This window comes from Lactococcus garvieae, from assembly GCF_016027715.1.
Lineage (GTDB): Bacteria > Bacillota > Bacilli > Lactobacillales > Streptococcaceae > Lactococcus > Lactococcus garvieae_A.
The window spans coordinates 1,551,444-1,572,849 of the sequence record NZ_CP065691.1 but is presented as its reverse complement, the minus strand read 5'-3'; the positions used below and the strand labels follow the sequence as shown (position 1 = coordinate 1,572,849).

The following is a 21,406-nucleotide window of genomic DNA, read 5'->3' as shown; positions in this document are numbered from 1 at the left end:
ACACGAGATTAACGCTAGTTTTGATTCAAACACTGGGTGGGTAATTTGTACTAACTCCACTGTGTACGCTCAAATTTTAAAAGCATTTGTAAATGAAACTGCAGTGTTAAGCTATTCAAAATTAATGCAAAATAATTACGCAACGATTAAAACTAAAGATGTTTTATTAGTGCGAAATATTATATCTGAACTTGAAAAGTAGGAAGGAAATTTTTCATGAAATTAAAGGATTTTCAAAAAACAGACCAGGCAATTATAAAGGCTTTAAAATCACACATAGGCATTGATAAGGCAATTAAGCTTAATGCACTAGCTCAGCAACTCAATCTTACAGAAAGAGGCTTACAATATCGCATTGAGTACCTACAGGGTGTAGGTTGTGCCATTGGGTCGACAGACAATGGATATTTTATCCCAGTTGATGAAGCAGAACGAACCGCAGGTATTATGAAAAAAGAACAAACAGGTTTTTCTATTCAAAAAGCAGTCATGGGCTACCGAATGGCCGATTTAGAATGGATGGAGAATTTAGAGGTGATCGAGTGACAGGAACAAATCAACGCCTTGAAGAATTGGAACAGCAAAAGGAATTTAGAAAAATACTTGAAAAGAACCTCTCTCAAGTAAAATCTTTACCATGGGAACTGTTCGACAACGTAGATAGTGCAGAAATTCCTAAAGCTTTAGACTTAGTACACGTCTTACATAATGATGTGTATGAGTACCCCTTTGTACAGATAAATGGTGCAGAAAAGAAACGTATAAAACGACCGAGCTTATTTCTGAACAATGGACTAAATGCTATTTCAGTGTTCTATGGTGAAACTCACACAAAAGAAAGAACCACAGAGGACGGTTCGGGAAAAGTTGAGATTATTACAACAAGTAAAACCATACCTCGCTATGTACGAACAATATTAGACTATCTCTTTGGTACTATAGCTTTTCAAAATAATGCTATGTACTTGATTAATGATAAGCAATTTCAATTACTTTCAGAGTTTGAAGTTTCAAGGCGCTACAAAGTAGGTGGAAAAGGAAACAAGTTTTCTACTCATGAATTATTAGAGATTATCAAGTTCATACATACTCATTTAGAATTACAGCCGATTAAAGCAATCAAAACAGCAGTTATTGCATGTAATGATTTTCAACTCGATTTACAAACTAAAAAACTTATACCAAATCGAGCTATTCAAGAAAATGAAACTTATTTTAAAGTCTTTGATTGTGATTGGCGTGAGGTCATGGACTGCTCAAAAACTTATGACGATTATCTCGATATGGTTATAGATGATGCGGACAGCTTGCACAATGCTAAATTACAGCCCGTTTATACCATGCTTGTAGCTTGTCGTGAAATCACGAAGTCACGCTTTTTTATCAGCAAGTCGGGAGTACGAACAGGTAAAGGATTAAGGCACAAGGTTATTAGTTCAATATTTGATACAAAAGATATTGATTTGGACGCCCTCAAAGGTAAAATGAGTGACTTTGCCTGGGCAAGTTATGACGGAGGCGAAATGTTGCTTGTGACTGAAGCAGGCGAGATTAACCGAGAGCTAGAACGTTACCTTAAAATACTGGCAACTGAAAGCAAACGGCCCGCACGATCCATAGGACAAAACTATGCAGAGGTTAACCTCACGGGAGTATTAGCAATTGACAGTAACGAAGCTGTGTTACTGTCATCAGACATGAACAGTCGAGCGGTAAACATTGCTTTTCGAGACCGTCCAAAAGGAGAAAGTACCAAGGAAAGAGAAACAATATTCAAGCCTTATTGGGAAACATTCACAGACCAAACAAAAGAGAGTGCTAGTCGAACAGGCAAGGCAACTGCTGGTCTAGGTGCTCTTATAAGTTCTTTTCTCTACTGGCAAACAGAAGATTATCAATTTAATTATAGAAATGTTGAAATGAATAATTTTAACAGTGAAACGTTTGAATTTGATGATGTACAAGTTTTTATTCTTGAAGAACGAAGTAAAGGGCTTGATGTTATTTATTATGGTGAATATCCTGAACTCGTCCAACTGCTTAAAGAAACCTATCAAGGAAAAGGAAAAGTTGAACAGCGTAGACGAGCTTTATTTAACATTGGCTGGAAACAGGCGAATAGAAAAGTATTTCTACAAAATGAACAACGTTATACGTCTAAAAAAGCCTTTGTGATTGCCAACGCAAACCGAGCAGGAAAGGCCATGACAGCTTATCTTGAAAGTCTTATGGAAAGCCCAAAACCTCAACCACCTTAAAAAGGTATCCCTCATACCATAGTATACTTTTTTTAAAATAGCTATAAATAGCACTACTATAATAAATAATACCAATAATACTAATATAAACGGTATTCCTCTATATAGTATATAAATATTATTTTTATTACTTATTATCTTATAAAAATGTTTTCTAAAAATTATACCAATTTTTGTAGTAATGAATGTTTTTTAACTCCCTTCTTAAGGGGAAAATACTAAAATTTAGGTATTTTAGGTATTCTTAGCTCAACCATGCTATTTATGGGTATTTAATTTTAGTATTTCAACGGTATTCAAAAGGTATGGATACTAAAATTAAGAGTGAAAAAAGGAACATTTGAAAACAAATTAATTAAAAAACATAAATTGGTATAGTTAAAATTTAAGAAAGAAATATTATGAAAAATCAAAACAGAACACCACCCTTATCCTTAGCTTAAAATAATCAATAACTAAAATAAAACAGAAAAGGGAAATACATGACAACCGTACATAAACCAAAAACAGAAATCGGTAAAAAGAAATTTGAGATTGCAGAAGCACTCAATACAATCACAGATTTACAAAATGCACACAAAAATAAAGAACTTACTGCAGAACAACGTTATCAGTTATTCAATACATCAATGCGCACCGTTTGCGATATCCTAGATATTGATTTAGATATGCATGAGCTATTGAAAACTGGTTCAGAGGGTTTTAGTTATTCAGACAGCAAAGAAGGTACTGATGCATTACAGACACTATTAAACTATAAAAGCGACAGTATTACTTGTGTTCATGACCGAGAATTCCAAAACAAGACAGCCCAAGAAAATCTACCAGTAGGAGATGAACTCAATGTAGATATGTTAAATAACCTCCACGAAGTCCAAGACTATATTTTTAAGAGAGGACAAACAAACATAGGAGTAAACCGTATCACAACAGCTATTTCTATTCTTGAGGCTAGCTTAGGTGTGCTAGGTGAAGTGGAGGAATAATCATAGATAAGATAATAAAGGTTTGTGACTTTATTGCAGGTATACCGAGCCAAGGCATGGAACAACTTGCTAAGGAGTTTGCACCATTGCCAAAAGAACAAATAGATAAACGCGATCCTTACAACGCTAATAACTCTTTTGTAGGTTTTCGAGCAAGACCATTACAAAACAGGTCTAAAACAGGCGTTCGATATGAGGGTGAAACAGAGGGAGGAGAGGTAAAACTTTTCGAATAATTAGGCTGTTTTAATGATTTTTATTAAAGGGCTATAAACTCAGTGAGCAAAAGGAGTTACAGCTTGTTAAGCAACTTCCGATTATACTATATATTTACCATAAGAAAGAGAGCAAGTATGAGAGCAAGACATCCCACAAACAACTAATAAATGACAGATACAATTACTAATAGAACTATGGAGAAAATTAAAATGAAAACACTTGAAGAAATTAAACAGCATATTACAGAAGCTCAAGCTAAAAAGGCGAAAGATATTCAGGAATACACCGAAAAAATAGCAACAGCCCAAGAAGATTTGAAAAAAGCAAAACAAGAGATGGCAACTGCTGAAACATCAGTCAATGTTGATGATTATTCTAAAGCTAAGGACATGATTCGTACGGCTAAGAATGCAATTGAACTCTACCAAAAACATAAGGCAAAGCTTGAAGCTGGAGACTTCTACGATAAGCAAGCTATGCATAATGAAATTATAACAGTGGCAGGGAAAGTAAATGCTGACCTTATCAATCAAACAGCAGAACCAATTGAACGACTTAAACAGATAGCTGACAATTCGTGGGATAATATTGTGAAAGCTAATGACCTCATAGATACTATCAACGGCAAACCGTATGGCTATAGTCACAATCACCATAAAGAGTTTCTACCACAGGAGTTTGATTGGTCTAAAATTAAGAACTTTAAACAACCGAAAGCGAGTAATAAATAATGAGTGAGTTAAATAAAGGTTTAATTAAAGTTGGAGACGGCACACATATTGTAGACTTTAAAGCATTACAAGAAGGTGCTGAAGAAGAACAACGAAAACGTGAGGAACAGTATTCTAAAGCTGTGAAAGCAACAGAAGACAAGCACGAGAAAGAACAGGCTAAGTGGTCTGCCTTAATGACTAAAGTTGGTAAAGATATTCGTGATAACAATGTTTCTAATCGTTCTGCTGAGATGGAAGCAGAGAAAGCAAAAGCCATTGCTGAAGTAGAAGCTAAGTATGAAAGCCACGGTCTAAAGTCAGAACATACGCGAGGGCTTGACAATTCTTATCGTGATTTAATCAAAGATATATGAGGACTGAATGATTAAGCGTGAGTTCAAAGTAGGAGATAAAGTATTCGGGATCCTGTCAGGATATTACTACAGACAACATGGAACAATTGTAAAGCGCAGTCAAGTTCAATATGGTAGGGATACACGCTATACTATCGAACTAGATATAGGTTATAACGATTGGTTTAGAATCTAAATATATTAAGTATCAATCTGAGAAAGACTGTGATATCTGTGACAGTCGTAGCAAGAAATACTTTCGGACACTGGAAGAAGCTTATGAATATAGGCGAAAATACGGAGAATAAAATAGTATTAAGCTCTTAAACATAAGCTTGAATTTTGTGTAATAAATAAAATAATTTATTTATTTTAGATAATTACTTAATTGAAAATCTTGTCAGTAACTAATCTCAATAAAGTAAATAGGGGGGCATAGCACCCTCCCCCTGGGTCGGCTCGTACTTCACGCCGTCACTGTACATTTTTTCTCGTGTATGTGTGTTTAACAAAGAAAGGAGAGTGTAAAAATGGGGGTAAGATTGTGCAAAAGGTGCAAAGAGAAGTTCCATACAAGCCGTAACGCTCACTATTGTAGTGAAGAATGCAGAAAAGATGCACGTAAATTGACACGTAAGAATTGGGAAAAAGCTAATCCAGCTTACATGAAAGAGTACATGCAAAAATATCGCAAGAAATAAAAAATAGCCTGGTCGATTGACTGGGCTATTCGTAAAAAATGAGGTAATAAAAAATGACAAAGCATAAATTTTTGATACGGTTCTATTTGCTGGGTATATTAGAAGAATCTACTAGCCGAGCAGAGAAGTTTGTCGAGCGATTTGGAGGTAATGATGCCAATATCAAGAAGAACCGACAGACCATTGACAAACTAGATGAGATATTTAATTCACTGACTGAGCAGGTACGCAACCTTATACGTTTAAGATTTGTGGACGAGTTAGAGATTAAGTACGTTGCAGAACAAACAGGGCTAACTTATAACAAAGTTTATAGCTTATGTGCTGATCCTATTCGAGAAGTTAAGAAGTTGGCTAAAGAGTATTACAAGAAATAAGCTTTATAATTTGATACAATATAACTAGATAGATAAAATATCATGCCTAAGTACCGCTTTATGCGGGCTTTTTTATTATATTTGGATTTCTTATTTTTTAAGAATCAACTAGAAAAACTATAAAAATAAAAAAACATGCAAAAATAGAAAGATGTGAAATGGTAGACAGAAAAGCAAAAAACGATTTAGAATACCCTCTGTTTTTATATAAGAAAGAAGCGGCCGAGATGATGGGTGTTAGTATCCCTTGGTTTGATGGAAATATTGCACATTGTCCAGGATTACCTAAAGTAAAAATTGGAACGGAAATAAGATATCCACGGGATTCATTTATTAATTGGATAGGTCAAAATTGGGAGCGATTTAAGTAAAATAGTTTGGAATAAAATGCATTATCCTATTATTTAAGGTGTAAAGCTTATAACAATGAGGAGACTTATTAATAAAATGATATAATATTTATAAAATAATAGCTTGAAAGGGAAGTGTATGGGCAACAAAATTCAAGATAACAATTCAATCAATGAATTAGAAAAAATGATTAAAACTTCAAAAGTGTTGGCACCTTTTTTAAAACTATTCAAAATAGATACAGGTATTGATATAAAAAGTATAGAAAAACAATTTGGTGAACTAATAACATTAAATGATGATTTTAATACATATTACCATGAAAAAGGATGGATTTCTCATGAATCACTTAATATAGATGTTCTGAAATTTTGTGTTAGTGTAGCAAAAGAAGGAGATATTGATCGCGGTGAAGATGCTCTAATAGAATATTATGAAGGTGAATTAAAAAACTTTGAGAAATATTCTTATAGGAAACATTTTTATGATAGACAAGAGCTATTAAACCTTGCAATAGAAGATTATTTTGCTGAAAGATACCATTCTTCTATACCAATAGCCCTATTAAGTGCTGATGGAATACTAAATGACGTTGAACCAACAGGATTGTTTGCGAAAGAAACTGACTTAGAGGTTTGGGATAGTATATCTGGACACGGGAGTGGTTTAAAATCCTTGGTTTCATTATTAAGCAAAAATCGTAAAAAAACTAGTACTGATCCGATTTATCTTCCGTATAGGAATGGTATTTTGCATGGGAGAGATATAAATTATTATAATAAGACAGTTGCAATTAAATCTTTTGCATTATTGATATATTTAGCGGATTGGATAAGAGAAAAATATAGTGAAGCTGAAAGGATAAGAAAAAAAGAAGAAGTTGACTCAACAAGTTTAAAAGATATAATTAAAAGTATTTCTGAAACTAGTAGGAAGCAAAGAAAATCAGAAGAATTATTAAAAGAATGGAAACCTAGAGTTTTTGAATCTGTCCCCAAAAACTTTGAAGATAATACACCAGAGCAAAAAGTCTTTGAATTTTTAGAATGTATTAGAAATAAAAATTATGGTACACCAGTTTCTATGTACCCATCAATGATATATAAAACATTGTCAGTAAAAACTAAAGCGGGATTTCTTAGAGAAGAATTTCAAAATATTGTAATAAGAAATTATTCATTAATTAAAATAGAGGATACAGCAGGAGCAGTAACCCTTGTCACAGTTAATATTAATTATGAATATGGAGACAACTCGAATGAAGAGGTTTTTGAGTTTCGGACCCTGTATGAAGTTGATGGAGAGGTAGAGAATAGACTTGCTTTAAATGGCGAGTGGAAGATAGTTAACTTAGAAGGACTGAGCTATCATTTGAAGAATTTGAAATAAATAATAATTAACAATATTTATTATAAATTCTATATCATATTTTCAATTTTACGCACGGCGATGCAGTTTTTAATAACGTTTTTACCTACGTTAGAAAATAAAAGTAAGTTGTTGTATGTTAATTATTTTAGTTTAAATTATTGATATTACGCTATTAAATATCTCTAAGTGCCTTGATATAACTGTGTCAAGGCAACAAAATGATGTAATCTCGTTTCACACGAGCTATAACTCTAAGTCATTCACTTGTCTTAGAGTTTTTTATTTTAAAAGAGTATAGGGCAAACAAAAAAATCCGCATCTGCAGATTTTTTTTGTTTTAACGAATATCCATAATATCCTCAAGTCCTAAACGGAAACTGGCTTTCCCCGTTTCATCGGAAGTTCCAAAAGGAATGATGAGCTCTGGGCGGAATTTTTTATCAATATTGAGAATCTCATTTATCTTTTCTGAGCGTTTATAGCCAAGAACGACATTCGCCTTATAACCTTTATCATAGATGGCATAAAGGAGATTCATAGTGACTAAACCTGTCGTTGTTGACATATAGGTGTTAAGATATTCGGAGTCAAAGTTGCTCACATAAGCTTGATAGCGCTTGGTGAAGCGTTCGGTTTCGAGGTCATTGAGCTCATCCTTTGCGCGTTCACTAATGAGTTCTAATCGCTCTACGTAGTGGCTGTCAGCAAAAATCATGATAAGTCCGCCAGCGGTCTTAATTTGTTCATGGTTTGAAGGGTTGACTTCTTTTAAAAGAGCAGCTCTTGCTTCAACGGAATCAATAACGACAAAATGCCAACTCTGGATATTGATACCAGAAGGGGCTAAACTGGCCGTTTTAATAATGTCTTTGATATCTTCTAAAGGTACTTTTTTAGTGTCAAATTTTTTTACAGCATGACGTGCCTTGGCTAATTCTATATATTCCATTGGTTACACTTTCTATTTTTTACTAGAGCTATTTTAGCAAATTAATTTCGGAATAGCATGAATTGAAAATGGAGAGAATGTGGTAAAATGGAAGAATGGAAAATACGCAAAAAATAGCCGAAATGTTAAATATTAAAAGTTCTCAAGTACAAAAAGTGCTTGAACTTACAGCAGAAGGTAATACGGTACCTTTCATCGCCCGTTATCGAAAAGAAGTAACTGGAAGTCTTGATGAAGTCGAAATAAAGAGAATCATTGACGAAAATGACAGCTTAACTAAACTTGCGGATCGTAAGACAACAGTACTGACTAAAATAGAAGAGCAAGGGAAATTAACTGCCACACTCAAAGCACAAATTCAAGCGGCTGAGAAGCTTTCTGAAGTTGAAGATCTCTATCTTCCTTATAAAGAAAAACGTCGCACAAAGGCAACTGTAGCTAAAGAAAATGGTCTTTTTCCTCTCGCTCAACTTATTGTGAAGAACGCAGCAAATATTGAAGCGGAAGCTGAAAACTTTACAAATGAAACTTTTGCGACACCCGCAAAAGCCCTCCAAGGTGCGATGGATATCTTAGCTGAAGCAATCTCAGAGGATGCGAAGTTACGGAGCTGGCTTTTGAGTGAAGTGAAACAGAACAGCTTGCTTGAGAGCAGTCTTAAAGATGCAAGCTTAGATGATAAAAAAGTTTTCCAAATCTATTATGAATTTGCAGAAAAAGTATCTGAACTGCCAAACCATCGTGTTCTTGCTCTTAATCGTGGTGAAAAGATGGGAATCCTTTCTGTAAAATTTGACAATAATGAGGATAAAATTCTCCGCTTTTTTGAAAATCGCTTTGCGGCTCGTAATAATAAGTACATGAGCTTAGCCATCAAAGAAGCGGTTAAAAAGAAACTCCTCCCTGCTATGGAACGTGCTGTCCGTGCAGAGTTAACAGAAAAAGCTGAAGATGCAGCGATTGAAGTTTTTGGTGAAAACTTGAAAAACCTTCTTTTAGTTGCTCCGCTAAAAGGACGTACAGTGATGGGCTTTGACCCCGCTTATCGCACAGGTGCAAAATTAGCCATTGTTGATGCGACGGGTAAACTTTTAACGACCACCGTTATCTACCCTGTTAAGCCTGCAAATGCAAGACAAATAGCTCAAGCAAAGAAAGATTTGGCCGAACTTATATCTACTTATAAAGTAGATATGATTGCTATTGGTAACGGTACGGCTAGTCGTGAATCAGAAGCTTTTGTTGCAGAAGTCTTAAAAGAAAATAGCCTATCAGACGTTTTCTATGTTATTGTGAGCGAGTCTGGGGCTTCCGTTTATTCTGCTTCAGAGTTGGCACGTGAAGAATTTCCGGATTTAACTGTTGAAAAACGTTCAGCAATCTCCATCGCCCGACGTTTGCAAGATCCCTTAGCTGAGTTAGTAAAGATTGAACCAAAAGCTATTGGTGTCGGACAATATCAACATGATGTGGCAGAGAAAAAGCTGACTGAAAATCTAGACTTCGTCGTGGAGACAGTTGTTAACCAAGTGGGTGTAAATGTAAATACAGCTAGTCCTGCACTTCTTTCACACGTAGCTGGTTTTAACAAAACACTCGCCACTAATGTTGTCAAATTCCGTGAAGAAAATGGCGCACTAGCGAGCCGAAGCCAGCTGAAGAAAGTCCCACGCTTAGGTGCGAAAGCCTTTGAGCAAGCCGCAGGTTTCCTCAGAATCCCTGAAGCAAAGAACTTCTTGGATAACACAGGGGTGCATCCAGAATCTTATAAGGTTGTGGAGAACTTACTTAAGAAGCTTGGCATATCTGAACTCGATGAGCATTCTGCCGAAGTTTTGAAAAAGGTAAATATTAAAGAAATGTCTGAAGAACTTCATGTAGGTCGTGAAACTTTGACCGACATTATCTCTGACTTAACCAAACCAGGACGCGATTTACGTGATAACTTTGATGCACCAATCTTGCGTCAAGATATCCTCTCTGCTGGCGATTTACGTGTAGGGCAAAAACTTGAAGGTGCTGTTCGGAATGTTGTGGATTTTGGTGCTTTTGTTGATATTGGCATTAAAAATGACGGCTTGATACACGTTTCTGACTTGAGTAAGAATTTCGTGAAAAATCCCCATGAGGTTGTGGCTGTTGGACAGATCGTAACTGTATGGGTGAAGTCGATTGATAAAGAACGCGGAAAAATTAATCTAACTTTAGTTGAGCCTCGTGAACAATAAGGAATTGACAGCGCATGTCCACAAGCTTTCTCTAGAAAGATTTGGTGTTCCCTTTAAACATACTGCACAGTGGAATAACCGTTTGCGGAGTACGGGTGGGCGGTTTTTCCCCAAGGATATGCACTTAGATTTTAATCCTAAAATGGCTGATATTCCTGAATTTGACCGTATCATACTCCATGAACTCACCCATTATCATCTTTATGCACAAAAACGGGGCTATAAACATCGGGATAGAGATTTTAAAAAAATGCTGGCTCAGGTCGGAGGATTGCGTTATGCACCCACGATGGGTAAAGCAAAACATACATATATCTGCCAAAAATGCCAGTAGACCTATCAGCGTCAACGGAAAATTGATACCCAAAAATATGCTTGTGGTAAATGTCGAGGACGTTTGGTAGAATATCAGAAAAAAGAGCAAGGTTAAACTCGCTCTTTTTGTTTCGGATTGGGAAATAAAAAGATTTGCATGTCTTAGGAAAAAAGCGTAAAATAGAAAAAATATATTTTAATGGGGGCTTTTAACCAATGCTGAATCCAGAAACAATCGCTTTAATGCCAAAAGTTGAACTTCATTGTCATCTCGATGGTTCTCTTAGCTTGGCTTGTATCAAGCAACTTGCTAATAATATAGGGCAAGACTTGAATATGAGTGATGAAGAGATATTGCGCCACACACAAGCTCCAGAGATGACCCAGAATCTTCTAGAATATTTAGAGCGTTTTGATTTTGTCCTCCCTTTACTTCAAAGCTATGTGAATTTAGAACTGGCAGCTTATGATGTCGCACGTCAAGCTGCGGAAGAAAATGTGAAGTATATTGAAATTCGCTTTGCGCCAGGTCAACATTTAGAAAAAAACTTAAGACTCGAAGAAGCGGTAGAAGCTGTTATTGAGGGTTTGGCACGTGCAGAGGAAGACTTTGATATTGTAGCCAATGTGTTGGTATGCGGTTTGCGCCAAGTTCCAGTGAAAGATCTAGAAAAACTTCTCCCACTCTTTGATGGAATCAATGATGAGCATTTAGTTGGTTTTGATTTGGCCGGAGACGAGGTCAATTACCCACAAATCAAGTTCAAAAACTTGCTTGAGAAAGTAACAAGCCGTGGGGTACAAGTGACGCTGCACGCGGGAGAGTGTCCAGGCTGTGAGCAAAATATCATCGACTCTGTCGAGATGGGAGCGACACGTATCGGCCATGGTGTAATGAGTAAGGATCTTACAGACTATAAAAAAATTCTGATTGAGCGGGGCATTGTTTTAGAAATGGCACCTACAAGTAATTTTCAGACGAAAGCTATCAACGAGGTGGGGGAATATCCCTTTATGGACCTTTACAAGCAAGGAATTCATGTGACAATCAATACAGATAATCGTACGGTGAGCGCTACAAACCTGCAAAATGAATATGAAAAAATTGCAGAATGGTATGATTTTCAAGTAAGCGACTTTGAAAGAATTAATCACTACGCTATTGATGGCGCCTTTATTAGTGAAGACGAAAGGGAACTGTTGCATCAGAGGTTTAAAGAAGAGTACGCTAAAATAGAAAAAGCTGACTAATGTCAGCTTTTTTTGCTTAGTGAGAAAGAAGGAGGAAAGTAGAAAAAGCAAGTACACAAGCAATAAGGATATTGATAAAATCTTGGCCCGCTTTTGTTCTTTTGACGGTTTGAAAAAGTAAAAGGCCTAACAAACCTCCAGAAGTATTTGTTATTATATCTGTTATATCACTGGCTCCAATCCCAAAAATAAACTGAAGGACTTCGACAAGCAAACTAATGAAGAAAATGGTGGAAACTTTTCCCAATAAAGATTTCTTATCTGATAACACACTGAGGTAATAACCAAAAGGTATAAAAATAAGAATATTAAAAATGACCTCTAAACGACCGCCTGAAGCATTGAAAGGTGAGAGGTTAAGGCTGTATGTGGGGAAATTCTGAGCCACACTTATCGTATCGGTAATGTTAAATTTAAAAAGAATTCCCCAAAATAAGAAGAAGAGGTAGTAACTGAAGATGATTTTGGAGAATTTGTGCATGTGAGCCCCTTGAACACTGAGAAGTGATTTTACTTCCTATTATAGTAAAGTAGCTGAAAAGAACCTTAATTTTTAGAAAATCTAGAAACAAAAAAGTCATAATCGTAAGATATGACTTTTAATAATTCTTATTTTTCTTCGTCAGGGGTCATAATCATTGGTACGATTAGAGGACGGCGTTCTGTTTGTTTATAAAGGAATGGCGCGAGAGCCTCACGCATCGCCCGAGCAACAACAGCTTCGTTGACATTTTCTGTGTTCAACATTGCCTCACGGATTGCATTAAAGAGTACGCGCTGTCCGTTACGAATTAAATCGCCAGATTCACGCATGTAGATAAATCCACGGCTCAACATGTCAGGGCCTGCAAGGACCGTTTTGTTTTTGAAGTCCACAGTTGCGACAGCAAGCACGATTCCATCTTCAGCAAGCTCATGACGGTCATGCAGAACTGCATTACCTACATCACCAATACCTGAACCATCCACGTAAGTATCAGAAGCCGGGAAGTGATCAGCATAACGTGCGGAGTCTGCAGTCAACGCAAGAACGTCCCCATTTTCAAAAATAAAGCAATTTTCTTTTGGTACACCTGTATCTTGTGCTAAGCCAGCATGAATCTTAAGCATGCGGTATTCACCGTGGACAGGCATAAAGTATTTTGGCTTAATCAAACGAAGCATTAATTTTTGCTCTTGCTGTCCGCCATGTCCTGAAGTATGGATGTTGTTCATTTTACCGTAAACAACAGTTGCGCCAGCTTCCGTAATGGTGTTAGCCAACTGGTTTACACCATGAGTATTACCTGGGATGGCATTAGATGAGAAGACAACTGTATCCCCCATTTGGAGGGTGATATGACGGTGCATACCGTTAGCGATACGGCTAAGTGCAGCCATAGGCTCACCTTGCGAGCCGGTACACATAATAAGAAGTTCACTAGAGTTGTATTGATTTACTTCGTTTGGCTCAATGAAAGTCCCTTTAGGAGCTTTGATGTACCCAAGTTCCAAACCATTTACAATGGCTTTTTCCATAGAACGGCCGAAGACGACGATTTTACGGCCAGTCTTGACAGCTCCATCAACAGCTTGTTGCAAACGGAAGATGTTTGAAGCAAATGAGGCGAAAATGATACGTCCTTCGATGCGTTCAAAGATCTTCATGATGTTTTGTCCAACAACCTTTTCAGAATGAGAGAAGATTGGGATTTCTGCATTTGTTGAATCAGAAAGAAGCAGTAGAACTCCTTCTTCACCGAGGGCGGCCATGCGGTGTAAATCAGCAGGCTCGCCTACAGGAGTAAAGTCAAATTTGAAGTCCCCTGTAGCAACAATTTTACCTTGTGGAGTTTCAACGACAATTCCTAAAGGTTCTGGAATTGAGTGGGTAGTACGGAAGAAGTTAACGCTTAAGTTGTTAAACTTGATTTCGCTGTCTGCATGGATTTCGAAAAGTTTTGCGTCACGCAAAAGTCCATGTTCTTCTAGCTTTCCACGAATGAGAGCAAGCGAGAGCGGTCCTGCATAAATAGGGATATTTGCTTGTTTCAGGAGGAAAGGTATACCACCAATGTGGTCTTCGTGTCCGTGAGTGATGAAGAGACCTTTGATACGATCGATATTTTCGACAATGTAGCTATAGTCAGGGATAACATAGTCAACACCCAAAAGATCATCTTCAGGGAATTTTATTCCGGCATCAATAATAATGATTTCATCTTTATATTCAACACCGTAAGTATTTTTACCGATTTCGCCCAGCCCGCCTATGGCGTAAACTGCGACTTCCTCGGAGTTAATTTTAAGTGGTTTAATCATTGTTTTCTTTCTATACATATTTGTATGACAAAATCACTTTAGATTTGTGACTTGCGCCAAATTTCTAAAGTGTCTTGCTGTAAATCTTAGATAATGCAATAGGCATCTATCTCTTTTTTCTAACTAAAATTTGGTGATCTCAAGACCACCGTTTTCTTTTTCATATTCAACGGCTTCGTCTGAAAGTGAGTCGATGAATTCAACGTGGTAATCTGTATTTGCAGCCAAAAGTTCGCGTGCTAAGATGACACCTTCACGAGTGTCTGTAACATCAAGGTCAAGGTAGAGTACCTCTGTTGTTTCACGACGTGGTGAACGTGTTTTATCGACTTGGTAAAATGCTTTGAAAATCATACTATATTTGAGCGAGAAAAACTCGCCTTCCTTTCTTGTGTTTCCGAATGTTTCAGTTTTACAGTTACTTTCATTTTAGCATAATTTGCAGATAATGGAAAGTATGGCTTTATAGAAGTGGATTTAGGCTATATGCCCCTCTTCGTTTTCTCAGATATAATAACCGACTGTTCCTCTATTTGGAACCTCTTTTCAAAATATAAAAGTGAAAAATTTCAAGTAAAATAAAAAATGGTATAATAGGAGCTATATATACTTCAAGTTAATAAAAAAGCGTACAGACCATTTTAGAGAACACTCCTCAGGATGGGAGAGAATACTCGGTCTCAGCCTACAAATATTAAGGTATAATAGAATAGGAAAGAATGGAGAAAACTACCCGTGAAAATCTTAGCTTTTGACAGCTCTAGTAAGGCGCTATCTGTAGCACTTGTCGATAAGGATATCTTGTTGGGAGAAATCACCCTAAATTTAAAGAAAAATCACAGCACAACTCTGATGACTTCCATAGATTTTTTGATGCAACAATCTGCTGTGGAAGCGAAAGAGCTTGACCGTATCGTTGTGGCACAAGGTCCAGGCTCTTATACAGGTTTACGTTTGGCAGCAACAGTCGGTAAGACACTTGCTTATAGTTTAAATAAAGAGATTGTTGGTGTTTCAAGTCTTTTGTCAATTGCAAAAAGACTGCATACAGATAAGGCCATTGTACCTGTGGTGGATGCACGGCGAGGAAATGCTTACGCAGCTCTGTATCAAGGTGACCAAGAAGTGATTGCAGGACAACACTGTTTATTCCGCGAGTTTTTGGAAAAACTAGACAAGCGAGAGCCTGTTATATTTACTGGTGAAACAGAAAACTTTATTGTCGATATTGAAGCTGCTGGCTTTGAAAGTTTTGAAATTATCAAAGACAGTCAAGAAAAATTACCTTCGGCTTATCAGATGGCACTTTTTGGGGCAAAACTTGAGCCTGTAGCGGTTCATGGCTTTGCGCCAAATTATCTCAAAAAAGTTGAAGCAGAAGAGAAATGGTTGGAAACACATGAAGAAGCTGAAAATGCTGCTGACAGATATGTTCAAAGGATTTGAACCACGTCGTTATATAAATATAGATGAAGTTGATTTAAAATCGAACATTGAAGGTGTCGACTATCGCTTGGCAGAACGTGAAGACATCGTTGAGATGCTGGCTATTGAGCGTGATGTTTATGATGGCGAAGTACCTTGGACTTTTTCACACTTTGAACATGAAATTGTTCAAGAAGAGAATGCTTTCTTTGTTTCTGCACTTATCGAGGGTAAGCTTGTGGGCTTTATCGGTATTCGTCTCACAGAACGGGGCAAAGTGGTACATATCACTAACTTGGCTGTTTCCGTGGCACATCAAGGTCAAGGGATTGGAAGTACTCTCGTGAAGCAAATGGTTCGCTTGATGACGCTTTTAGGCAAACATCAGATGACGCTTGAAGTTCGTCGTGACAATACAAAGGCCCAAGGACTCTATCGTCGTCTCGGTTTTACTACCGGAAAGCTCATCTCTGAATATTATGAAGATGGCGGAGATGCGGTATGGATGTCAAGGCAGTTGCGAAATGAACCTGAAAATTAATCGATTTGACCGTCACCATAGTGATGCTGCCGAAATGGCTAAAAAGTTAAAAGAAGTTTTGGAAGCTTGCTATGGACAATCACCTTGGTCTGAGCCATATCTTGTAGGAAATTTAAAAACGGACACTTATTTTTTAGCAGAAGTTGACGGAGAACTTGTTGGTTTTTTATCGCTCCAAGTTATTATGGATGATATGGAGATTACCAATCTTGCAGTGAAGCCAGAATTTCAAAGTCAAAAAATAGCCAGTTCTTTGATGAACCAGATAATGAACTTTTCTGGAACTTTCTTTTTAGAGGTCAGAGAGTCAAACTTACCGGCACAAAATTTATATAAAAAATATAATTTCGAGCAATTTCATACTCGAAAAAATTATTATTCGCACCCGACAGAAGATGCGATTCTAATGAGGAAGATACAATAAAATGAATGATAAATATATATTAGCTTTCGAGACCTCTTGTGATGAGACATCTGTTGCTGTTTTAAAAAATGGCACAGAACTACTTTCTAATGTTATTGCGAGTCAGGTGAATAGTCATAAACGTTTTGGAGGAGTCGTTCCTGAGGTGGCAAGTCGTCACCATGTGGAACAGATTACGGCTTGTATTGATGAAGCTCTAGAACAAGCAGGTATTCAAGCAACGGATCTTACAGCTGTGGCTGTGACGGAAGGCCCGGGACTTGTGGGTGCCTTGCTTATTGGTATTATGGCCGCAAAAACTTTTGCTTGGGCTAATAATTTGCCACTTATTCCTGTTAATCATATGGCTGGGCACCTTATGGCCGCAGCTTTGGTTGATACGATTGAATATCCAGCTATGGCCTTGCTCGTTAGTGGTGGACATACAGAGTTGGTGTATGTGGAATCTGAAGGTAACTACAAAAAAATAGGCGAAACACGGGATGATGCTGCAGGTGAAGCCTATGACAAGGTTGGTCGAGTGATGGGACTGACATATCCATCAGGAAAAGAAATTGACGAACTTGCGCATAAAGGCGAGGACACCTATGCTTTCCCACGTGCGATGATGACCGCAGCAGATGGTCTGGAAATGTCTTTCAGTGGCTTGAAATCTGCTTTTATAAATCTTGTGCATAACGCAAAACAGCAAGGGCAAGATTTAGTAGCAGATGATTTAGAAAATTTAGCAGCAAGTTTTCAAGCAGCTGTGGTAGATGTGCTGATTGCAAAAACAAAACGTGCACTTGCCCAGTATCCAGCCAAGACACTAATCATAGGTGGCGGAGTATCAGCCAATCAAGGCTTACGCGAACGTCTTGCTACAGATATGACCGATATCAAGGTTATCGTGCCTCCGCTCCGACTTTGCGGAGACAATGCTGGAATGATAGCAGCGGCAGCTTCGATTGAGATGGAAAAAGGGAATTTTGGAGACTTGTCTCTTAACGCACGTCCGAGTCTTGTCTTTGGTGATATATAAGCAAATAAAAAAGTTCGGAAATTTTTCCGAACTTTTTTTAGTGTATGGACTTTCTTAGCCAACAACAGTAAGCTCATGGATAGAACGACCTTCATCATCAAACATTTCAAGCCAGCTGTTTGTTCCCGCGAAATAGATAAAATGGCCCATTTCATTAACGGAACGCAGGATAATGTCTTCCGTGGTTGTCCAAGTGTTTTGATCAAATTTATCCTTGTTTTCTTCGCGTAGATTTAAAGCAAATTTGGCTGTGAAACCTAGGGTCCCGTCCGCTCTTTTAGGTGCGGCATCATTCGGTAGAATTTTTGCGCCAGCAAGTAGGCGCATTTCTGTCGCTTTTTGCCAGATCACAGTTCCAGATGTCCCTTCATGCTTAATATGGAACTCAATGGTGGAGATAGCCTTTTTCCAGCGGTGTTGTGCCTTAGCGGAGTAAGCTTTTTTCTTGGCAAACTTAAAACCAAATGCTTCAAGACTTGGCAAAAATTCTGCAGCAGCTTTACTGCAAGCTTTATAAATATTTGAAGGAAGCTTGATCGGCTCAGGTTGTGCAGCTAATTTTATTCCTGCATCTTGGGCAGCTTGGATAAGAAAAGCTTCCAAATATGCTGTTTCTAAATCATAGACAGTAGGATCAAGGATGATAACTCTATCGAACTCGAGTTGAGGAATCAAGTTTTTATCGGCAGCAATCATAATAATATGTCCTTTTTTCGTTAAGAAAAAAATTTCGCCTTTCTTGAGGGCAAAGCGCGTGTTATTACTTTCAAAAATACGTATATTTGACCCAGAAGCAAGCTCCAAGAGGAGCTTTCCTTTTTCATCAATCGTTACTGTAAATCTTGTTTTTGTCATACTTTTATTGTAGCAAAAAAGTCTGTTTTTTCACTCTCTTATGAATGAAACTTTTATTTATATTAAAAAATATTTAGATCGAGCTTTAAAAATTAAATGCTATAGAGACAATCTTTTCTCGAAATTTTCTAAACAATTTGCTATAATTGAATAAACTAACAAAAAGGAAGCGAATAACCCTATGGCAGTAAAACGTTTAATTGAAACATTTGTACCAGAAAATTATAAAATTTTCCTTGATATTGACCGTAAGTCCAAGACTTTTAAAGGTCAAGTGGCAATCAAAGGTGAAGCAAAAGCAGACACCATTTATTTCCACCAAAAAGATTTGAATATCACTAAAGTCTCTGCTTTTAGTGTGGAAGCAGATTTTACTTTGGATAATGCCAATGAAGAAATCGCTGTTAAAGTAGGAAACACGGGCACTGTAACTGTAGCTTTTGAGTATGAAGGCAAGATTACTGACAATATGATGGGGATTTATCCATCATATTATGAAGTGAATGGCGAGAAGAAAATGCTTATCGGTACGCAATTTGAATCTCACTTTGCCCGTCAAGCTTTTCCATCTATTGATGAACCAGAAGCTAAGGCTACTTTTGACCTTTCAGTGAAGTTTGATGAGGAACCAGGTGATATTATTATTGCTAATATGCCAGAGTTGCTCAATATTGGAGGCATTCACGTCTTTGAGCGTACAGTTCGTATGAGTTCATATCTACTTGCTTTTGTCTTTGGGGATATGCAGTATAAAAAAGGACGTACAAAATCAGGTGTTGAAGTAGGAACTTTCTCAACAAAAGCACATTCAGAAGCTGTATTAGATTTTCCTTTAGATATTGCGATTCGCTCTATTGAATTTTACGAAGATTACTATAAAACACCATATCCATTGCCACACAGCTGGCATGTAGCTCTTCCTGACTTCTCAGCAGGTGCCATGGAAAACTGGGGCTGTATCACATACCGTGAAGTATGTATGTTGGTTGATCCTGAAAATGCAACTGTCGCCAGCAAACAATATGTAGCGACTGTCATTGCGCACGAGTTGGCTCACCAATGGTTTGGTGATTTAGTTACAATGCGTTGGTGGGATGACTTGTGGCTCAACGAGTCATTTGCGAACAACATGGAATATGTGGCTATTGATGCTATCGAACCAGATTGGAAAGTCTGGGAAAGCTTCTCAGTTAAGGAAGCCAGTCTTGCTTTGGACCGAGATGCAACTGATGGGGTTCAATCTGTACACGTTGATGTTAACCATCCTGATGAGATTGGTACACTTTTTGATGCGGCCATCGTTTATGCTAAAGGCTCACGCTTAATGGTTATGCTCCGTAAATGGTTGGGAGATGAAGACTTTTCAGCAGGTCTGCGCAAATACTTTGAAACTCACCAATACGGCAACACCGTAGGTGATGATCTTTGGGATGCACTCTCAAGCACTTCAGGTAAAAATGTGGGTGAATTTATGCACTCATGGGTTAACCAACCGGGTTACCCAGTATTGACAGCGGAAGTTGTTAACGACACACTTATCTTAAGCCAAAAACAATTCTTTATCGGACAAGGTGAAGACAAAGGCCGCTTATGGCAAATTCCATTGAACAGTAACTGGACAGGTTTACCAGATACTTTAACAACAGAAAAAATTGAAATCCCCGGCTATGCAGCACTTAAAGCTGAAAATGCTGGCCAACCGCTTTTCCTCAATGAAGCTCATGCGGCACACTATATCATTGACTATAAAGGTGAGCTCTTAGAAAATCTCTTAGATAACCTTGCAAACTTAGAAGATATCACCAAGTTCCAAATCCTTCAAGATCGTAAATATCTTGCTAAGGGTGAAGTTATCAGTTATGCTGACGTTGTAAAAATTCTTCCTGCCTTTGCCAATGAAGAAAGTTATATTGTTAATCAAGCCCTCAATCAAATCTTTGGTGAGTTGGATATCTTTATTGATGATGAGTCAGAAACGGAAAAATCATACAAATCACTCGTTGGTAAAGTCTTTGCTAAGAACTATGCACGCTTAGGTTGGGAGAAAAAGGCCGGAGAGTCTGCTGGAGATGAAACTCTACGTGGAACAGTACTTTCTCGCACTCTTTACTCTGAGAATGCTGAAGCTGTAGCAAAAGCCAGTGAAATTTTTGCGGCTCATAAGGAGAATGTAGCAACAATACCTGCAGACATTCGTCCAATTGTTCTTAATAACGAAATTAAAGCAACGAATTCGGCTGAACTTGCTGAGTCTTATATGGATACATATGTGAAAACAAGCCTTCAAGAGCTTAAACGTGAGTTGGCGGCAGCTGTTGCTAATATTCGTGATGAAGCAGTGATTCAAAGTATTTTAGAGGATTTCAAAAATGCTGATGTTGTCAAACCACAGGATATTGCTTTCTCTTGGTTCTATCTTTTAGCAAAAGACTTTGCTCAAGACGCAGCTTGGACATGGGAGCGCGATAACTGGGATTGGATTGCAGAAAAACTAGGTGGCGATATGAGTTACGATAAGTTTGTAATCTATCCAGGAAACGTCTTCAAAACTTCAGAAAAATTTGAAGAGTATAAAGCATTCTTTGAACCAAAATTAAGTAACCCAGGACTTAAACGTTCAATCGAAATGGCTATCAAGCAAATCGATGCGCGTGTATCCCTTATTAGCAATCAAAAAGCTGCTGTTGAAGCTGCTATTGCTGATGTAGAAAAAGAATTGTAAGATTAAAAGCCCCTTAGAAGTGAGAATAGATCGGACTTCTAAAGG

Annotated in this window: 21 protein-coding genes and 1 pseudogene; 17 read left to right on the top strand and 5 right to left on the bottom strand. The window is 37.5% G+C overall.

What is annotated here, in order from left to right:
• Window positions 1-216 precede the first annotated feature (216 nt).
• From I6G50_RS07875 to I6G50_RS07835, 9 genes are all read left to right on the top strand, one after another.
• The gene (locus tag I6G50_RS07875; RefSeq protein ID WP_197908456.1) at window positions 217-546 is read left to right on the top strand and encodes a hypothetical protein; all 330 of its coding nucleotides are present in this window, start codon (window positions 217-219) and stop codon (window positions 544-546) included.
• Complete coding sequence (locus tag I6G50_RS07870) at window positions 543-2,258, top strand: hypothetical protein (protein WP_197908454.1); 1,716 nt, start codon at window positions 543-545, stop codon at window positions 2,256-2,258. The genes I6G50_RS07875 and I6G50_RS07870 overlap by 4 nt, the downstream gene beginning before the upstream one ends.
• A 482-nt stretch (window positions 2,259-2,740) precedes the next feature.
• Window positions 2,741-3,244: a hypothetical protein gene (locus I6G50_RS07865; RefSeq protein WP_197908453.1), complete on the top strand. Its 504-nt coding sequence runs from the start codon at window positions 2,741-2,743 to the stop codon at window positions 3,242-3,244.
• 56 nt (window positions 3,245-3,300) lie between these two features.
• The gene (locus tag I6G50_RS07860; protein ID WP_197908451.1) at window positions 3,301-3,480 is read left to right on the top strand and encodes a hypothetical protein; all 180 of its coding nucleotides are present in this window, start codon (window positions 3,301-3,303) and stop codon (window positions 3,478-3,480) included.
• A gap of 177 nt (window positions 3,481-3,657) precedes the next feature.
• On the top strand, window positions 3,658-4,194 hold the full coding sequence (locus tag I6G50_RS07855) for a hypothetical protein (RefSeq protein WP_197908449.1): 537 nt from the start codon (window positions 3,658-3,660) through the stop codon (window positions 4,192-4,194).
• On the top strand, window positions 4,194-4,550 hold the full coding sequence (locus tag I6G50_RS07850; protein ID WP_197908448.1) for a hypothetical protein: 357 nt from the start codon (window positions 4,194-4,196) through the stop codon (window positions 4,548-4,550). Before I6G50_RS07855 ends, I6G50_RS07850 begins: the two co-directional genes overlap by 1 nt.
• A gap of 733 nt (window positions 4,551-5,283) precedes the next feature.
• On the top strand, window positions 5,284-5,607 hold the full coding sequence (locus tag I6G50_RS07845) for a sigma-70 family RNA polymerase sigma factor (protein WP_197908446.1): 324 nt from the start codon (window positions 5,284-5,286) through the stop codon (window positions 5,605-5,607).
• Between the two features lie 158 nt (window positions 5,608-5,765).
• A complete protein-coding gene (locus I6G50_RS07840; RefSeq protein ID WP_197908444.1) occupies window positions 5,766-5,978 on the top strand; it encodes a helix-turn-helix domain-containing protein in 213 nt (70 codons plus the stop codon).
• A gap of 118 nt (window positions 5,979-6,096) precedes the next feature.
• Window positions 6,097-7,347, top strand: a complete 1,251-nt coding sequence (locus I6G50_RS07835; RefSeq protein ID WP_197908442.1) for a hypothetical protein — start codon at window positions 6,097-6,099, stop codon at window positions 7,345-7,347.
• 319 nt (window positions 7,348-7,666) lie between these two features.
• Here the strand turns inward: I6G50_RS07835 and I6G50_RS07830 are convergent, their stop codons facing one another.
• Complete coding sequence (locus I6G50_RS07830; RefSeq protein WP_197908440.1) at window positions 7,667-8,278, bottom strand: nitroreductase family protein; 612 nt, start codon at window positions 8,276-8,278, stop codon at window positions 7,667-7,669.
• Window positions 8,279-8,373: 95 nt separating this feature from the next.
• On the opposite strand from I6G50_RS07830, the gene I6G50_RS07825 reads away from it, so the two are divergent.
• From I6G50_RS07825 to add, 3 genes and pseudogenes are all read left to right on the top strand, one after another.
• Entirely contained in the window at window positions 8,374-10,506 is a 2,133-nt protein-coding gene (locus tag I6G50_RS07825) for a Tex family protein (RefSeq protein ID WP_197908439.1), read from the top strand.
• Window positions 10,487-10,936 (top strand): annotated as a pseudogene (locus tag I6G50_RS07820) (SprT family protein). The gene I6G50_RS07825 and the pseudogene I6G50_RS07820 overlap by 20 nt, the downstream one beginning before the upstream one ends.
• 101 nt (window positions 10,937-11,037) lie before the next feature.
• On the top strand, window positions 11,038-12,072 hold the full coding sequence (gene add, locus I6G50_RS07815; protein WP_197908437.1) for an adenosine deaminase: 1,035 nt from the start codon (window positions 11,038-11,040) through the stop codon (window positions 12,070-12,072).
• Between the two features lie 16 nt (window positions 12,073-12,088).
• Here the strand turns inward: add and I6G50_RS07810 are convergent, their stop codons facing one another.
• The 3 genes from I6G50_RS07810 to I6G50_RS07800 all read right to left on the bottom strand — a co-directional run bounded on the left by I6G50_RS07810 (window position 12,089) and on the right by I6G50_RS07800 (window position 14,727).
• Window positions 12,089-12,553, bottom strand: coding sequence for a VanZ family protein (locus tag I6G50_RS07810; protein WP_197908435.1), 465 nt, complete (start codon window positions 12,551-12,553; stop codon window positions 12,089-12,091).
• Between the two features lie 128 nt (window positions 12,554-12,681).
• Window positions 12,682-14,373, bottom strand: a complete 1,692-nt coding sequence (rnjA, locus tag I6G50_RS07805) for a ribonuclease J1 (RefSeq protein WP_003134830.1) — start codon at window positions 14,371-14,373, stop codon at window positions 12,682-12,684.
• Between the two features lie 123 nt (window positions 14,374-14,496).
• A complete protein-coding gene (locus tag I6G50_RS07800) occupies window positions 14,497-14,727 on the bottom strand; it encodes an RNA polymerase epsilon subunit (RefSeq protein ID WP_003134829.1) in 231 nt (76 codons plus the stop codon).
• A 381-nt stretch (window positions 14,728-15,108) separates the two neighbouring features.
• Between I6G50_RS07800 and tsaB the strand changes: the two genes are divergently transcribed.
• The 4 genes from tsaB to tsaD are packed head-to-tail and all read left to right on the top strand — an operon-like array spanning window position 15,109 to window position 17,784.
• The gene (tsaB, locus tag I6G50_RS07795) at window positions 15,109-15,819 is read left to right on the top strand and encodes a tRNA (adenosine(37)-N6)-threonylcarbamoyltransferase complex dimerization subunit type 1 TsaB (RefSeq protein WP_197908433.1); all 711 of its coding nucleotides are present in this window, start codon (window positions 15,109-15,111) and stop codon (window positions 15,817-15,819) included.
• Window positions 15,803-16,339 carry a ribosomal protein S18-alanine N-acetyltransferase gene (gene rimI / locus I6G50_RS07790; protein ID WP_042753095.1) on the top strand — a complete coding sequence of 179 codons (537 nt, stop codon included), beginning with the start codon at window positions 15,803-15,805 and terminating at the stop codon, window positions 16,337-16,339. The genes tsaB and rimI (I6G50_RS07790) overlap by 17 nt, the downstream gene beginning before the upstream one ends.
• Window positions 16,323-16,763: a ribosomal protein S18-alanine N-acetyltransferase gene (gene rimI, locus I6G50_RS07785; RefSeq protein ID WP_232252348.1), complete on the top strand. Its 441-nt coding sequence runs from the start codon at window positions 16,323-16,325 to the stop codon at window positions 16,761-16,763. The genes rimI (I6G50_RS07790) and rimI (I6G50_RS07785) overlap by 17 nt, the downstream gene beginning before the upstream one ends.
• Before the next feature lies 1 nt (window position 16,764).
• Window positions 16,765-17,784 (top strand): tRNA (adenosine(37)-N6)-threonylcarbamoyltransferase complex transferase subunit TsaD, encoded by a 1,020-nt coding sequence (tsaD, locus tag I6G50_RS07780; RefSeq protein ID WP_197908432.1) that lies wholly within the window; start codon window positions 16,765-16,767, stop codon window positions 17,782-17,784.
• A 54-nt stretch (window positions 17,785-17,838) separates the two neighbouring features.
• Here tsaD and I6G50_RS07775 read toward each other — a convergent pair whose 3' ends face one another.
• Window positions 17,839-18,639, bottom strand: a complete 801-nt coding sequence (locus tag I6G50_RS07775) for a hypothetical protein (RefSeq protein ID WP_197908430.1) — start codon at window positions 18,637-18,639, stop codon at window positions 17,839-17,841.
• A gap of 181 nt (window positions 18,640-18,820) precedes the next feature.
• Here I6G50_RS07775 and I6G50_RS07770 point away from each other — a divergent pair, with 181 nt between their 5' ends.
• Window positions 18,821-21,361: a M1 family metallopeptidase gene (locus I6G50_RS07770; RefSeq protein ID WP_197908429.1), complete on the top strand. Its 2,541-nt coding sequence runs from the start codon at window positions 18,821-18,823 to the stop codon at window positions 21,359-21,361.
• Window positions 21,362-21,406 lie beyond the last annotated feature (45 nt).